Genomic DNA, 14,127 nt, shown 5'->3' with positions numbered 1-14,127 from the left:
AGTCACAGATGGATTCGACGAAGTGCCCGACCCCTCGGCGCGTGGTCACACGCCGACGGCCCCCGGGTAGGGGGCGGGTGCTGCAAGGCTCCCACCCCCCCATGGCGTGTTGTCGGCAGTCTCAGGTCGTGATGTCGATGTGCCGTGGCTTCGTGGCCTGCGTCTTGGGGACTGTCACTGTCAGGACTCCGTCGGCCAGGCTCGCCGTGACCTCCTCGGCTTGCACGTCGGCGGGCAGAAGGGCCCGATATTCGAAGCTGCCTGTCCGGCGGGTGGTGCGGCGCAGTACGCCTTCGCGCTCGCTTTGCTTGTACTCGCCGGAGATGTGCAGCCCCTGGCCGCTGACCTCGACGTCGATGTCGTCACGCTTCACACCGGGCAGCTCCGCCTCGATGATGTAGGCGTCATCCGTCTCATGCATATCCGCCAGTGGCGCCCAGTGCATCCCTGCGCCCAGCGAGGGCGCCGCGCCGGCGGACTCCAGCAGTTGCCCCATCCGCTGGAAAAGTTCATCGATCTCCGAGGTGATGGGGCCACCCCAGCCCAGGGAGGGCGCAGCGCTTTCCAGCAGGCTGCCGGGCCGGTGTCGAACGGGCATGTTCATCGCGGTCACCTCCGCGAATCGACTGGTCCAGATGCGTTCCATGGTGCGCTCGCGGACGACGCTCGGCTACCTGGCCCCGGCGCTCGCGAAACTGTCCCCTCCGCATCCGGATCGGTGCAGTCCGAGCGTGGGTTTCTGGCCACCTGCACCGGGAACTCGCTGGCCAGAAACTTGATCATTCCCCACTTAACAGCCTCAAGGTCAGAGCCATAGCGTCGAGCCATCAATAACAGACGGTATTCGTCTGAAACTGATGAGTCGCGACCCGCTGGCCTGGCGTGCCCCTCAAGGAGCCCCGGCAAGGCTCCGGCGAGAGCCCTCGGGCGCGGCGCGTGACACCTCGTACGGAAGGCCGCGCCACACCAGCTGTTGGACCGATCACTTGGAAACTCATCGGCGCCACGAGAGCGCGCGGTGCCGGTCAAAGGAGGCTGTTGATGCGAGTCCGGTGAACTGCTTCAAAGCAGGCTGCGGGGCGGATTGGGAAAGGCCAGAGGCGCCCGCATTGACGGTGAGGCACCGCTTGTCAGGGCACGCGGAGGGCGCGACCCCGACAGGCCGAGCGCTGCCTGCCCGCCAAACTTCCCTCGCGGGCAGGCAGAAGACTGTGAGCGTGTGGGCATCCAACGTGGGGGCTCCCGTGCGGGGCCCTGGTGCAAGGGCGAAGCGAGCAGCCGCACGCTCACCGCGACCCCGGCTGATGCTCGGCGAGCCGCTTCTTCGCCTGCGAGTAGGTGTCTGTGTCGATCTCTCCCAAGGCGAAACGGCGATCCAAGATCTCCTGCGGGGATTCCCGCCGCTCGCCCTCGCGTGCGCCGGTGCCGGTGCCTGTGCCGGAGGACCCGTGCGCCAGCCGGATGACCACCCAGACCACCAGACCGATCAGCACGATCCACACCAGGGGCATAAAGGCCATCCAGGCCCAGCCGCCACCATCCCAGTACATCATCGCCCTCACCACCTTCACCGGCGAGTTCTCACCCTCATTCCAGTGTCCGCCCGTGGACGCGACGATGAGCAGGGCCCATCGGCCCCACGACGGGAACCGCTGGGCACCCACTCCAGCCACCATGTGAAGGTCAGGTGGCTCTCACACCTCAGGGCGAACGGCCTGCAAGCCGATCGGCTGGGGCGCGTTGATCTCTGACTGCGGATCACGGAGGCAGTCATCGGTCCTCGCCAATCCGTTTCCGGCGGCGGGTACCGCACGGCCTCAGGCTCCGCCGGGCGCCGGCGACGCAGCACGGCGGTGGCCGCGGCCGCGAGCGCATGCAGGCCACAATGGCCCTTCTTCGTCATGACGGGGCCTCTCTCAGCATCACTGCCACGCTCCCCTTTCCTCACCCGGAAGGGCAGGGCCGGAGGGCCCGTGCCCCGGGCCGTTCAGCCCCGGCCCCACCGGGGTAGCGGCATACAGACTCGGGGCACAGGCTGGGGGTATCCCCACGGAGAGGACACGAGAGGGCGTCCGCCATGGATGTCATCGATGTCGTTGTGATTGTCGCCGCGAGCGTAGTGCTCGCAGGGCTGGGCTGGTTCTTCTTCGGCCCGCGCCGGGCCCGGACCGCCCGGCTGGAGGGCGGGGTGCAGCGTGTCGAGGTGACCGTACGGGGCGGTTACCGCCCGGACGTGATCCGCGTACGCCAGGGCGTACCCGTCGAGCTGGTCTTCGACCGGCAGGAGAGCGGGGAGTGCACCTCCCGCGTCATCTTCCCGGACCTGCGGGTCAGCGCGGGGCTGCCCGCGTTCGCGCGGACCACCGTACGAGTCAGCCCCGACCGGGCCGGGGCCTTCGGCTTCGCCTGCGGGATGAACATGATCCACGGCACCCTGCTGGTGGAGGCCGACGGCAGCACCGGCACCGAGGAACCGGCCTCTGCCGTCGGCCAGGACACGGTCCCCGGCCCGCCGTCCTCCGCTACGGCGGCCGCAGCGCCCTCACAGGGAGGCGATGCGGCGGCTGAGGAGGCGGCTGAGGCAGCCGAACGCCATGCGGAGACAGCGGACTTGACCCATCGCGTATCCGTGGGTGCGGTCCTCACCCTCCCTGTCCTCTTCGGGGTGATGGCACATGAGCTGTTCGGCGCCGACTGGGTGCCGGGGTGGCTGCTGAACCACTGGCTGCAGCTGTCCTTGATCACCCCGGTGATGCTCTACACCGGCTGGCCGATCCACTCCACCGGCTGGCTGACTCTGCGCCATCGCGGCGCCGACATGAACAGCCTCATCGCCCTCGGCACCACGGCTGCCTACGGCTACAGTCTGCTCGTCACCCTCGCCCCCGGCCTGCTGCCCAGCGAGGTGCGCGAGGTGTACTTCGAAGCCGTCGGCGTCATCCTCACCCTGATCCTGCTCGGCCGGCTGCTGGAGGCCCGCGCAAAGGCGGGCACCGGCGAAGCCATCCGCGCCCTGCTGGGCCTGCAGGCCCGCACCGCCCGGGTGATCCGCGACGGCAACCCGACCGAGATCCCGGTTGAGGACGTCATCGTGGGAGACATGCTTCTGATCCGCCCCGGCGAGAAAGTTCCGGTCGACGCCCAAGTCTCCTCGGGTACCTCGCCGGTGGACGAGTCCATGGTCACCGGCGAGCCGATGCCTGTCACCAAACGCGCCGGGGACACCGTGATCGGCGCCACGGTCAACGGCACCGGATCCCTGACGGTGCGCGCGAGCAAGGTCGGCGCGGACACCATGCTCGCCCAGATCATTCGCCTCGTGCAACAGGCGCAGGCTTCCAAGGCCCCGATCCAGCGGCTCGCCGACGCCGTCTCCGCCTACTTCGTGCCGGCGGTGATCGCCATCGCCGTAGGCACTTTCGCCCTCTGGTTCACCATCGGCCCAGCACCGGCCCTCACCCTCGCGCTCGTCTCCGCCGTGGCCGTACTGATCATCGCCTGCCCCTGCGCGCTCGGCCTGGCCACCCCGCTGTCGGTCATGGTCGGCACCGGCAAGGGCGCCCAGGCCGGCATCCTCATCCGCTCCGCCGAAGCCCTGGAAACCGCCCATAAGATGGACACCATCGTCCTCGACAAGACCGGCACCGTCACCGAAGGCAAACCCGTCCTCAACGACGTACGCACAGTCGGCGGGTTCGACGAGGAGGACGTACTGACGCTGGTGGCAGCCGTCGAGGAACTGAGCGAACATCCCCTCGCCGCAGCCATCGTCACCGCCGCCCACGACCACGGCCTGACGCTGCCCACGGCAAGCGGCTTCACTTCCGTCACCGGCAAAGGGGCACAGGCCACCGTCGGGGGCCGAACGGTCCACGTCGGCACCGCACTCCTCCTGGCCGGGGCCGGGCTCGACACCACCGAACTGGCCCTCATCGCGGCCGACTTCTCGGCCCAGGGCAAGACCCCGGTACTCACAGCCGTCGACGGCCGTCCGGCCGGGGTGCTCGCCATCGCTGACACCGTCAAGGGCGACTCCGCCACCGCCATCGCCGCGCTGCAACGGCTCGGCCTGGAGGTCGTCATCATCACCGGCGACAGCGCCCGCACCGCCGAGACCATCGCCCGTCAGGTCGGCGTGGACCGCGTCCTGGCCGAGGTACTGCCCGAGGACAAGGCCGATGAGATCCACCGCCTGCAACGGGAGGGGCGCACCGTGGGCATGGTCGGCGACGGCATCAACGACGCACCAGCGCTGGCTGCCGCCGACGTCGGTCTGGCCATCGGCACCGGCACCGACGTGGCCATCGAAGCCGCCGACATCACCCTCATCTCCGGCTCCCTGGGGGGCGTCGTCACCGCCATCCAGCTCTCCCGCGCCACCATGCGCAACATCCGCCAGAACCTGTTCTTCGCCCTGATCTACAACGCCGTCGGCATCCCCGTCGCCGCCGGCGCCCTCTACCCGCCATGGGGCATCCGCCTCAGCCCCGTCCTCGCCGCAGCCGCCATGGCCCTGTCCTCGCTCTCCGTGGTCGCCAACTCCTCCCGCCTCCGACGCTGGCACAGCACACCCCTGCCGAGCACCACAGGACCTGGCCTTCGGACCCATCAGCCCGATGCCGAAACCACTGCCAAGCACGAGCACCAAGGGTCAACGCTGCGCGGCTTCCGCGAAGAAGATGAAGAGCGGTGACCACGGTCCCCGACATCACACCGCCGCTCGATCGGCGCGCTTCACGCAAGCAATCCGCAGACCGCCGACAGCACCGCTCACTCCGCTGATCGACGGTTGCTCCCCGCAGAAAGGCCAGTTCCTCCGGTCAGGAACCTGTCAGGTCGTGCCCTTGAGGTGATCGATCACCTCGACGACGTCCTCGATGCCCCGGACCGACTCCAGCAGCTTCGGGATGAGGGGCGCGTTCATCCTGCCCGTAATGGTGACCACGCCGTTTTCGACCGTCACCTCGAAGTCGCCGGGGTCGAGGAAGAATTCGTGCCGGAGGATCCGGGACGTGATCTCCTTGCGGATCTCGGTGTCATCGCGGACCAGGGCCTGCAGCAGATCGATCCGGCTCACGACACCGACCAGCCGGCCGTGGTGATCGGTGACGGGCAGCCGCTTGACACGTGAGCGGGCGGCGGTCCTGGCGGCGTCGGTCACCAGGTCTCCGGGATGGGCACTGATCGCCGGGGCGGTCATGAGGGTGGCTGCGGTCTCTCCCCGGCTCTTCTCGTAGAGGTGGTGCTCGCGAAGCCTGCCGATCGGGCCGGGCGGACGCGGGGCGGCCGTCGTGGCGGCCTTGGCGAGCAGGTCGGACTCGGACACCACTCCGAGCACGTGGTCGTCGGCATCGGTTACGGGCACGGCGCTCAGGTGCTCGCGGGAGAGCGTGTGCACCACGTCCAGGAACGGCGTGTCCCCGGGGACCGACACCGCGGGCACGCTCATCACGTCGCGTACCCGTACCTGGGGGCGGTCCTGGGAACGGGGTGGTGTGGCCTTCCCCCGGTCGGCCGTCTCCTCGCCGGTCTTCGGCGGTGCGGTGGACGCCACCGCACCGAGATAGCGCCGCAACATGTTATGGCGGTGCTCTTCCCACGTGGCCGAGGTTCGGCCTTGTGCAGCGCGGTGGGTTTCCTTCCGGGCGGCAGGGCATTCGGAGTCGCTCACGGCCACCTCCCGGGAAGAACGACCAGCCGCCTGTCTGGTCATTTTCGCACCGATCCGAGGGGTATGCCGCTCTCTGTGCCCCCCGTGCCCCGGGGCGTACCCGCGGACCGCTCCGTGGAACACTCGCCGAATGGGTGCAGGCCCCCTCCGTTGTCCCGCGATGGCCGTTGCCTGTGCCCGGCGCACCGGGGCTGGGCCACTTGGTCCGGGGGGATGCCCATTGGGCCCTATGCCGCATCGGGCACGGCGACCTTTACTGAAAGTGACGAGGAGGACATCGGAGACGCGGAGCAGCGGAGAGAAACCGCGCACCGCGCAATCGGGACCCGCGAGAAGTGGGTGGTCCTCCTCGCCTTTGCGTACACGGAACTTCTTGGACGCCCGGCCGGGTGGGCGGGCTTTCCGGAGCAGGAGGAGGGGCCATGACCACGGCACGAGAGATCATGCACGCCGGCGGTACCTGCGTGAAGGAGGACGAAACCCTGGAGAGTGCCGCGCGGCGGATGAGCGAGCTGGGCATCGGCTCCCTCCCGATCTGCGGGCCCGACGACCGATTGCACGGGATCATCACCGACCGTGACATCGTGGTGAAGTGCATCGCCAAGGGCAAGGACCCGAAGACCATGACCGCGGGCGCACTCGAACAGGGCAAGCCCATCACCATCGATGCCGAAGCCGACGCGGACCAGGTACTCCGAGCCATGGAGGAACACCGGATCCGGCGGCTTCCTGTCATCTCTGACCATCGGCTGGTGGGAATGATCAGTGAAGCGGATCTCGCTCGTCACCTGACGGAAGAGCAGGTCGGCCATTTCGTCGAGGTCGTCTGCGCCGCCTCCTGACTTCCCGGCCGGAGGCCCGTGCGGCGCCGGGTGTCACTGAAATGCGGCGTGGATCTCCTGCTCGGTCGCGGTGTGGGAGACGAGGAGAAGTTCGTCGCCGGGCTGGAGCCGCACCTCCGGGGTGGGCACGGTGGGCTGGCCGTCCCGGATGACGGTGGCGATGACCGTACCGGCAGGGAGCACGATCTCGGCGAGGGCCCGGCCGGCTGCACGGGACCGCGTGGTGATCGCGGTTTCGATGACATTGACTCCTGCCTTGCTGAGACGGAGCAGTGCGACGGTGTCGGTAGCACCAGTGGCTTCCTCGATGAGGGAGATCAGTGGGGTGGCAGCGGGGACGGGGACATCTACGCCCCAGCGGTGGTCGAACAGCCAGGTGTTCTCCGCATCGTTGACGCGGGCGGCGACGCGCGGGACGTCGAACCGGCGCTTGGCGAGCAGGCTGATCACGAGATTGTCCTCATCGTTGCCGGTGGCGGCGATGAGGAGGTCGGTGGTGAGGGCGCCGGTGTGCTCAAGGAAGGCGGGCTCGCAGGCGTCTCCCGCCACGAGTCGTACGGTGAGGCGGCCTTTGAGTTCGGCGATCCGGTCCTCGTCATGGTCGACGAGGGTGACATCGTTCTGAGCGGCGGCGAGCACCTGGGCGACCTGGGTGCCCAGTCGGCCGGCACCGACAATGAGGGCTTTCACGTCCCCAACTCCTTGTCGAGAAAACCGCGCAGGCGGCCGAGAGCGGTCGCTGCGACAGCGAAGGTGACCAGGTCCCCCGGTTCGGCGAGAGTGCTGTGCGCGGGCACCAGCGAGCGGCCCGCGCGGGTGACCTCCACGACGCGGATCTCACCGTCGACATCGAACTCGGTCAGCCGCCGGCCCGTAAGATAGGCGGGCAGTTCGGAGCGGACCAGAAGGGTTTCGCCGTTGCCGAAGGAGAGTTCAGGTGTGAGGTGGCGGTGCAGCAACATCTGGTGGATCTGATGTACCGTCCAGCGGACGCTGGCGATGGCCGGGATGCCGAGCTCACGGTAGAGGTCGGCGCGGCCGGGATCGTAGACCCGGGCGAGAACGATCGGGACCCGGTACGTCTCCTTGGCCGTCCGCGCACTGACGACATTGCTGCTGTCGTTGGCGGCAACGGCGACGAACGCATCGGCGTGATTGATTCCGGCGGCCTCAAGTACCGTACGGCTGAAGCCGTTTCCTTCGTGGAACCGGCCCGGGAAGCCTACGGGCAACAGCCTGCGGGTCTTGGGCGCGCGGTCGACGATCCGTACGTCATGGTCTTCGGTTGCGAGCCTGGCGGCGAGCCTGGATCCCACCCGTCCACAGCCGACGATGATCACTCTCATCGCTTTCCTCCCTTCTCGCCTCGGGGCCGGTGGCCCCGCAGCCACCACTTGCGGGTTTCCTCGGCGACCAGCAGCAATACGCCGAACACCGCCAGGGCCGCCCAGTCGGTCGCGGCCAGCGGGGCGGTGTGGAAGACAGCCTGCAGCGCGGGCAGATAGCTGATCGCCGCCATCAGGCCGATGCCGGAACACCCTGCGGCCAGCAGCCACGGATTGGACAGCAGCCCGACCCGGAAGATGCTCTGCCGGTCGGTGCGCACCGCCAGCGCGTTGAAGAACTGGCTGACCACGATCCCCGCCTGGACCATGGTGATCGCCTCCCGGTAGGCGGTGTCGTCCTCGGTGAAGTGGGAGTACGGGATCCCGGAGGCATCGATGTGCCAGAAGAAGACGACGCACACGCCGAGCGCCTGGATACCGCCCAGGAACAGGATGCGTCCCATGACACCGGCCGAGAACAGCGGCTGCCGGCGCGAGCGTGGCGGGCGGTCCATGACGTCGGGTTCGGGCGGCTCGGCGCCCAGCGCGAGGGCAGGCAGGACGTCGGAGCCGAGGTCGATCGCCAGGATCTGTACGGCGGTGATCGGGACGAGCGGGAAGCCCGCGAAGGTCGCGGCCAGGATCGGCACGAGCTCGGCGATGTTGTGGCTGAAGAGGTAGACCAGGAACTTGCGGATGTTCTGGTAGACCGAACGGCCGAGCCGCACGGCGGTGGCGATGGAGGCGAACGAGTCGTCCAACAGGACCATGACCGCGGCCTCCCGGGCGACATCCGTCCCTGAGGCTCCCATGGCCACGCCAATGTCCGCGTGCTTGAGGGCTGGGGCGTCATTGGCGCCGTCGCCGGTGACCGCGACCACCTCGCCGCGCCGCTGAAGGGCGGTGACCACGCGCATCTTGTGCTCGGGGCTGACCCGGCACAGCAGCAGTTCCGAAGGCTTGGCGAGCAGGCCGCCCAGGGCCTCGTCGTCCATGGTGTCGAGGCGTGCGCCGGTCACCACGGTTGGGGCGGACCGCCGCACGATGCCCACGCGGCGGGCGACGGCCTCCGCGGTCAGCGGGTGGTCACCGGTGACCATGACGATACGGACGCCCGCGCGCCGACAGGCGTCCACCGCGTCGCTGACCTCCGGCCGTGGCGGGTCCAGCATGCCGACCAGGCCCAGCAGGGTGAGCCCCGACTCGGTCTCGTCCTGAGTGGCGTGGGGACCGGTCACCGGTCGCCACGCCGCCGCCAGCACGCGCAGTCCCTGAGAAGCCAGTCGGTCGTTGGTCGCGATGACTTCGGCTCGCAGCTCGTCCGTCAGTGGCCGCCGCTCGCCCTTCCGGTCGATGTCGGTGCAGCGGGCGAAGATCTCCTGCGGGGCGCCTTTGACGTAAGCACGGTAGCCGGCGCCGCCCGCAGCCCGATGGACCGTACTCATCAGTTTGCGGATCGAGTCGAACGGGTATTCCGCCACGCGCGGGGCACGGGTCTCCTCGGCGGCCACATCGATGCCGGCCTTCGCCGCTGCGACAAGCAGCGCTCCCTCGGTGGTGTCGCCGAGCACCCGCCAGCCGCCGTGTCCGGAGGGCTGCACCAGCCGGGCGTTGCAGCACAGCGCCGCTGCCCTGAGCAGCTCGTGCACAGGCGCCGGATCGCTGACCTCACCGACCGGTGCGTACCCCACCCCCGAAACCGGATGCAATGCACCGCCGGCCCACACCTGCGCGACGGTCATCTCCGCCTGCGTCAGCGTCCCGGTCTTGTCCGTGCACACGACCGTGGTGGAGCCCAGAGCCTCCACCGCCAGCAGTTGCTTGACGAGCGCATGCCTGCGCGCCATGCGCCGTACGCCGATCGCCAGCGACACGGACAGCGTCGCGGGCAGGCCCTCCGGTACCAGGGCGACCATCACACCCAGCGCGAAGACGAAGGTTCCCACGAACGGCTGCCCCGTGGGCAGGCGCACCGCGAACAGCGCCGCGCCGATCGCCAGGGCCACGCCCGCCACCCGGCGGGCCATCGAGGCCACCTGGAGCTGCAATGGGGTCTTCTGCCTCGGCGCCGCCGCCGCGAGCCGGAAGATCCGTCCGAACTCGGTTGCCGCGCCGGTTGCGAACACCACGGCCTTCGCCGACCCCGCGATGACATCCGTGCCCATGAACACGCAGTTGCGGGCCTCAAGCAGCGGTCCGACCGCCTCTGCGTCGACGGTGCGGCCAACCGTGTCGCTCTCCCCCGTCAGAGCAGCGTTGTTCACCGCGACCTCGTGCGCCTCGACCAGGCGGCAGTCCGCCGGCACCGCGTCCCCGGCCTCCAGGACCACGACATCGCCGGGCACGAGTTCGCGTGCGGGGAGCTCCCGCCGCTCCCCGTCGCGCAGCACCCGGCAGGTGTGCGGCACCATCGCCTGCAGCGACTGCGCGGTCCGCCCGGCCGAGTACTCCTGGGCGAAACCGATGGACGCGTTGAGTACCACCACGGCGAGGATGGCCACGGCCAGTCGGAACGTGCCCGCATCGCCGGGCTGTTGCAGCTCGTAGGCAAGAAAGGTGACGGCCGACGCGACGAGCAGGACGATAGCGAAGAGGTCGGTGAACTGCGCCGCCAGCTGCCGCCACCACCATCCTCGGCGGCCGGCGCGCGGGAGCTCGTTGGGGCCGTCTCGGTCCCGCCGCGCCACCGCGTCCGCTGCGGTCAGTCCCCGTGGCGAGGTGTCCAGCGCGGCGAAGACGTCCCCCGACCGTACGGTCTGCACACAGGGACGTCCGCTCCGGTGGCGGCCCTCCGGTCGCCGGCTGGAGTCACCGGGCGTCAGCAGCTGGGTCATGTTTCGGAGTTGTAGTGAGTCAGCCGCCGCCTGGTGACCGTGATCAGCGGGTAGTCGTCGTCGGCCTGCTCCCCCGGCGGCAGATAGGGGCAGGACGCGAGATCCGCGGAGTACTCGGCCGGTCCGAGCGCGGCAGCGGCCCGCAAGCCGGAACCGGCCGCGACGACCGACGACCGGGTCTCAAGGCTGTCCGCCGTACCTGCCACGGTCGGGGCCAGGGATTTCATCAACCGGCCCCACTCAGCCCTGATCCGTGGTGCACGACCCGGATGATCCCTCCAGCATGCTCCAGGAAACCGGGCCCAGCAGGTCGCCCAACCGCTGGAAGACATCGAGGAGCAGGTCGTCCACGGCCAGCATGCCCACGGGCCGGTGCCCGTCCAGCACAGGCAGGCGGCGAACCCCGGAGTTGCGGAAGGTCCGGTATGCCACATGGATGTCGTCGGTCACGTCCACCGTGATCACAGGCAGGGTCATCACCGCATCCACCCGGTCCTCCGCGTCCAGGCCCGCGGCCAGCATGCGCACCGCGAGGTCGCGGTCGGTGACGATGCCCTGCATCGTCCCGCCGTCCGTGACCACCACGCAACCGACGCCGTACTCCTCCATCCGGCGGGCCACCTCCCGCAGTTGCGTCCCGAGCGGGACGGTCACCGCCGGAGTACTCATCACCTTCGAGATGTTCATCGGCCGCCTCCTCTCCCGGTTTCCGCCACGGCCTCCGCAGTGGAGCGTGCACACGCGCGTACCTCAAGGTGTCCCGGCACATTCGTTCACGGCCCGTCCTCCGTGCGGGCAACGAGGAAGTCCGCACTGTCCGCCAGTGTGGTGAGGTGCGGGGTGTCCTCGTCCTCGATCCGGATCCCGGCGCGTTTGCCGAGGGTCTCGATGAAGCTCAGGAAGTCGAGGGAGTCAAGTTCCAGAGCGTCCCGGAACTTGTCGTCACGCCCCAGCTTCGTGAAATCGGCGTCCGGGACGATCTCGGCCAGCGTTTCCTTCACCATCTCCAGTGCTTCGTCGCGCTTCATAGCTCCTCCGGGTTCTGCAAGAGGCGATCGACCGCGGTGAGATAGCGGGCCCCGACGGCCCCGTCAGTGGCCCGGTGATCGGCCGACAAGGTGGCCGTGACCACGGGCCGCACGCCGAGCAGACCGTCGACCGCCCACGGCCGTTCGACGACCCGCCCGAAGCCCACCAGGGCCACTTGCGGCGGGTAGATCACGCCGAGGACGGCTTCCACCCCCTGGTCCCCCAGGTTGGTGACCGTGATGGTGGCGTCGGACACCTCGGAGCCGCGCAGCCTGCCCGTACGGGCGCGCGCGACCAGGTCCTTCAAACCCGCCATCAGCTGCGGGAGTTCGAGGGTGTCGGCATCGTGCAGGGCGGGGGCGATGAGCCCTCCGCCGCGGAGCGACACCGCCACGCCCAGGTGTACTCCCGCGCCTGCGGTGAAGCCTCCATCGGACCAGAAGCCGTTCAGTTCGGGGACCTCGCGGGCCGCGCGAGCCGCGGCCTTGAGCAACAGGGCGGCGGGAAGCAGCCGCTCGCCGACCGGGCAGCGGCGGTTGTGCTCATGCATCCAGTTCATCGCGGCCGACATGTCAACCGTGGTAGACAGGTAGTAGTGCGGGATCTCCCGGTTCGCTCGGGTCATCAGGCCTGCGATGGCCTCGCGCATCCCCGTCGGCCGGCGTTCCGCGGAAGGACGAGCACGGGCCGCGTCGGCGCTCTTCGGCTGAGCCGTCACCGTCGGGCCGGGGGCCGCCTCGCGAACATCGGCCGCGCGGATGGCGCCGTCCTTGCCGGTACCCGTCACTGCGGAGAGTTCAACGCCGAGTTCACGGGCCAGCCGTCGGGCGAAAGGCGTGACCCGGGCACGCGATGGGTGTGTCGCGGCGGCCCGCTCGACGTCGGCACGTGTGACGCGCCCGCCGCGTCCGGTCCCGTGAAGAATGTCCAGGTCGACTCCGGCCCGCTCGGCGAGATGCCGGATCAGGGGTCCCTCTTCGCCGGGGGCACGGTCGTGGGCGGCATGAGCAGGGTGGGCAGCGGACGACAACGGGGCTTCCGCGGGGCCCGGCATCGGCTGAGCCCTCGGCCCCCGCTCCGGGGCCTGCCGCGTCTTCGGCCGTGCCTTCTCCGCCTTCCGAAGCTTCTCCGCCTTCCGAAGCTGCTCGGGTCCCGCGCGCTCCCGCGGCTTCTCGGATGCCGCAAGCTCCTCCGCCGGCTCGATCAGCGCGAGCGGTGTGCCCACCGGGACCGTCGTGCCCGGCTCCACAAGCAGTTGCCCCACCGTGCCCGTCTCGAAGGACTCCACCTCGATGGCGGACTTCGCGGTCTCGACGACCGCGACCGGATCCCCTTTGCGTACGTGGTCACCGGGCCGCACCAGCCACTCCTGCAACATCCCCTCGTCCATGTCGGCGCCCAGCGACGGCATCGTGAACTCGGCCATCGTCAGTCCACCGCCCGGTGCGCGGCCGCAACGATGCCGGCGGTCTGCGGAAGAGCGGCCTGTTCGAGCGGGCGGGCGTACGGGATCGGGACTTCCGCGCTGCACACCCGCTCGACCGGCGCGTCCAGTTCGTACAGTGATGCCTCGGCGATCCGCGCCGACACCTCCGCGGCGAGACTGCCCGTACGCCACGCCTCGTCGACGACCACCGCGCGATGCGTACGCGCCACGGAAGCGGCGATGGCCCCATCGTCGAGGGGCCGCAGCGTGCGCAGGTCGACGACCTCCGCGCTGATTCCGTCGACCGCCAGCTCTTCCGCCGCTTCGAGCGCCTTCGGAAGCGAACCACCGTACGTGATCAGGGAGATGTCGGTGCCTCGCCTACGAATCGCGGCGTGGTCCAGGTCCACCGTGGTGGTGAGCGGGGCCAGTTCACCGGCGGCGTTGTAGAGACTTCCGTGTTCGAAGATCAGTACCGGGTCGGGATCGGCCAGCGCCGGGGCCAGCATGTACCGGGCGTCCTCGATCGTCGCCGGCGCGAGCACCCGGACGCCCGGGATGTGCGCGTACCAGCCTTCAAGGCTGTGCGAGTGCTGGGCGGCGAGCTGCCGGCCCGCGCCCGTCGTCATCCGGATCACGAGGGGAACGGGCAGTTGGCCGCCCGACATGTGCAGCAGGGTGGCCGCGTTGTTGAGGATCTGGTCGAGGGCCAAGAGGCTGAAGTTGACGGTCATGATCTCAACGATCGGCCGCAGCCCGGACAGCGCCGCGCCGATCCCCGCACCCACGAACGCCGACTCCGACAGCGGGGCGTCGCGGATCCGCTCCGGCCCGAACTCCTCCAGCAGGCCGAGGCTCACACCGAAACAGCCGCCGTACCGGCCCACATCCTCGCCCATGAGAAATACCCGGTCATCGGCGCGGAGCGCCTCGCCGAGCGCCTCACGCATCGCCTCACGGTAGGTCGTCTTCCCCTCTTCCGGCCGGTCGGCAGCCATCG

At 69.4% G+C, this 14,127-nt stretch carries 13 protein-coding genes; 2 read left to right on the top strand and 11 right to left on the bottom strand.

The window, feature by feature from the left end; all coding sequences use genetic code 11:
- Window positions 1-121: 121 nt before the first annotated feature.
- Window positions 122-646, bottom strand: a complete 525-nt coding sequence (locus ACFWJW_RS03160) for an Hsp20/alpha crystallin family protein (RefSeq protein WP_387234082.1) — start codon at window positions 644-646, stop codon at window positions 122-124.
- 640 nt (window positions 647-1,286) lie between these two features.
- Complete coding sequence (locus ACFWJW_RS03155) at window positions 1,287-1,664, bottom strand: SHOCT domain-containing protein (protein WP_387234079.1); 378 nt, start codon at window positions 1,662-1,664, stop codon at window positions 1,287-1,289.
- Window positions 1,665-2,077: 413 nt separating this feature from the next.
- Between ACFWJW_RS03155 and ACFWJW_RS03150 the strand changes: the two genes are divergently transcribed.
- Complete coding sequence (locus tag ACFWJW_RS03150) at window positions 2,078-4,693, top strand: heavy metal translocating P-type ATPase (RefSeq protein ID WP_387234077.1); 2,616 nt, start codon at window positions 2,078-2,080, stop codon at window positions 4,691-4,693.
- Between the two features lie 138 nt (window positions 4,694-4,831).
- Here ACFWJW_RS03150 and ACFWJW_RS03145 read toward each other — a convergent pair whose 3' ends face one another.
- The gene (locus ACFWJW_RS03145; RefSeq protein ID WP_387234074.1) at window positions 4,832-5,578 is read right to left on the bottom strand and encodes a CBS domain-containing protein; all 747 of its coding nucleotides are present in this window, start codon (window positions 5,576-5,578) and stop codon (window positions 4,832-4,834) included.
- Between the two features lie 515 nt (window positions 5,579-6,093).
- Here ACFWJW_RS03145 and ACFWJW_RS03140 point away from each other — a divergent pair.
- Window positions 6,094-6,513, top strand: a complete 420-nt coding sequence (locus ACFWJW_RS03140) for a CBS domain-containing protein (protein WP_387234071.1) — start codon at window positions 6,094-6,096, stop codon at window positions 6,511-6,513.
- Window positions 6,514-6,546: 33 nt separating this feature from the next.
- Here ACFWJW_RS03140 and ACFWJW_RS03135 read toward each other — a convergent pair whose 3' ends face one another.
- From ACFWJW_RS03135 to ACFWJW_RS03100, 8 genes are all read right to left on the bottom strand, one after another.
- Window positions 6,547-7,203, bottom strand: a complete 657-nt coding sequence (locus ACFWJW_RS03135; RefSeq protein WP_387234068.1) for a potassium channel family protein — start codon at window positions 7,201-7,203, stop codon at window positions 6,547-6,549.
- Window positions 7,200-7,859 (bottom strand): potassium channel family protein, encoded by a 660-nt coding sequence (locus tag ACFWJW_RS03130; protein ID WP_387234067.1) that lies wholly within the window; start codon window positions 7,857-7,859, stop codon window positions 7,200-7,202. The genes ACFWJW_RS03135 and ACFWJW_RS03130 overlap by 4 nt, the downstream gene beginning before the upstream one ends.
- Window positions 7,856-10,672, bottom strand: coding sequence for a cation-translocating P-type ATPase (locus tag ACFWJW_RS03125; protein WP_387234064.1), 2,817 nt, complete (start codon window positions 10,670-10,672; stop codon window positions 7,856-7,858). Before ACFWJW_RS03125 ends, ACFWJW_RS03130 begins: the two co-directional genes overlap by 4 nt.
- Entirely contained in the window at window positions 10,669-10,899 is a 231-nt protein-coding gene (locus ACFWJW_RS03120; RefSeq protein ID WP_387234062.1) for a hypothetical protein, read from the bottom strand. The genes ACFWJW_RS03125 and ACFWJW_RS03120 overlap by 4 nt, the downstream gene beginning before the upstream one ends.
- A 13-nt stretch (window positions 10,900-10,912) precedes the next feature.
- On the bottom strand, window positions 10,913-11,359 hold the full coding sequence (locus ACFWJW_RS03115) for a CBS domain-containing protein (protein WP_387234059.1): 447 nt from the start codon (window positions 11,357-11,359) through the stop codon (window positions 10,913-10,915).
- An 86-nt stretch (window positions 11,360-11,445) separates the two neighbouring features.
- Window positions 11,446-11,700, bottom strand: coding sequence for an acyl carrier protein (locus tag ACFWJW_RS03110; RefSeq protein ID WP_387234056.1), 255 nt, complete (start codon window positions 11,698-11,700; stop codon window positions 11,446-11,448).
- Entirely contained in the window at window positions 11,697-13,127 is a 1,431-nt protein-coding gene (locus tag ACFWJW_RS03105) for a 2-oxo acid dehydrogenase subunit E2 (RefSeq protein WP_387234053.1), read from the bottom strand. The genes ACFWJW_RS03110 and ACFWJW_RS03105 overlap by 4 nt, the downstream gene beginning before the upstream one ends.
- A gap of 2 nt (window positions 13,128-13,129) precedes the next feature.
- Complete coding sequence (locus tag ACFWJW_RS03100; protein WP_387234050.1) at window positions 13,130-14,125, bottom strand: alpha-ketoacid dehydrogenase subunit beta; 996 nt, start codon at window positions 14,123-14,125, stop codon at window positions 13,130-13,132.
- Window positions 14,126-14,127 lie beyond the last annotated feature (2 nt).

It is taken from the genome of Streptomyces sp. NPDC127097 (assembly GCF_042724075.1).
Lineage (GTDB): Bacteria > Actinomycetota > Actinomycetes > Streptomycetales > Streptomycetaceae > Streptomyces.
This window is presented reverse-complemented; position numbering and strand designations above follow the sequence as displayed.

Bases quoted from the DNA above. Each gene is read 5' to 3' on its own strand.
- ACFWJW_RS03160 (WP_387234082.1), bottom strand. From the start codon at position 646: ATGGAACGCATCTGGACCAGTCGATTCGCGGAGGTGACCGCGATGAAC.
- ACFWJW_RS03150 (WP_387234077.1), top strand. From the start codon at position 2,078: ATGGATGTCATCGATGTCGTTGTGATTGTCGCCGCGAGCGTAGTGCTC.
- ACFWJW_RS03145 (WP_387234074.1), bottom strand. From the start codon at position 5,578: ATGTTGCGGCGCTATCTCGGTGCGGTGGCGTCCACCGCACCGCCGAAG.
- ACFWJW_RS03140 (WP_387234071.1), top strand. From the start codon at position 6,094: ATGACCACGGCACGAGAGATCATGCACGCCGGCGGTACCTGCGTGAAG.
- ACFWJW_RS03130 (WP_387234067.1), bottom strand. From the start codon at position 7,859: ATGAGAGTGATCATCGTCGGCTGTGGACGGGTGGGATCCAGGCTCGCC.
- ACFWJW_RS03125 (WP_387234064.1), bottom strand. From the start codon at position 10,672: ATGACCCAGCTGCTGACGCCCGGTGACTCCAGCCGGCGACCGGAGGGC.
- ACFWJW_RS03120 (WP_387234062.1), bottom strand. From the start codon at position 10,899: ATGAAATCCCTGGCCCCGACCGTGGCAGGTACGGCGGACAGCCTTGAG.
- ACFWJW_RS03115 (WP_387234059.1), bottom strand. From the start codon at position 11,359: ATGAACATCTCGAAGGTGATGAGTACTCCGGCGGTGACCGTCCCGCTC.
- ACFWJW_RS03110 (WP_387234056.1), bottom strand. From the start codon at position 11,700: ATGAAGCGCGACGAAGCACTGGAGATGGTGAAGGAAACGCTGGCCGAG.
- ACFWJW_RS03105 (WP_387234053.1), bottom strand. From the start codon at position 13,127: ATGGCCGAGTTCACGATGCCGTCGCTGGGCGCCGACATGGACGAGGGG.
- ACFWJW_RS03100 (WP_387234050.1), bottom strand. From the start codon at position 14,125: ATGGCTGCCGACCGGCCGGAAGAGGGGAAGACGACCTACCGTGAGGCG.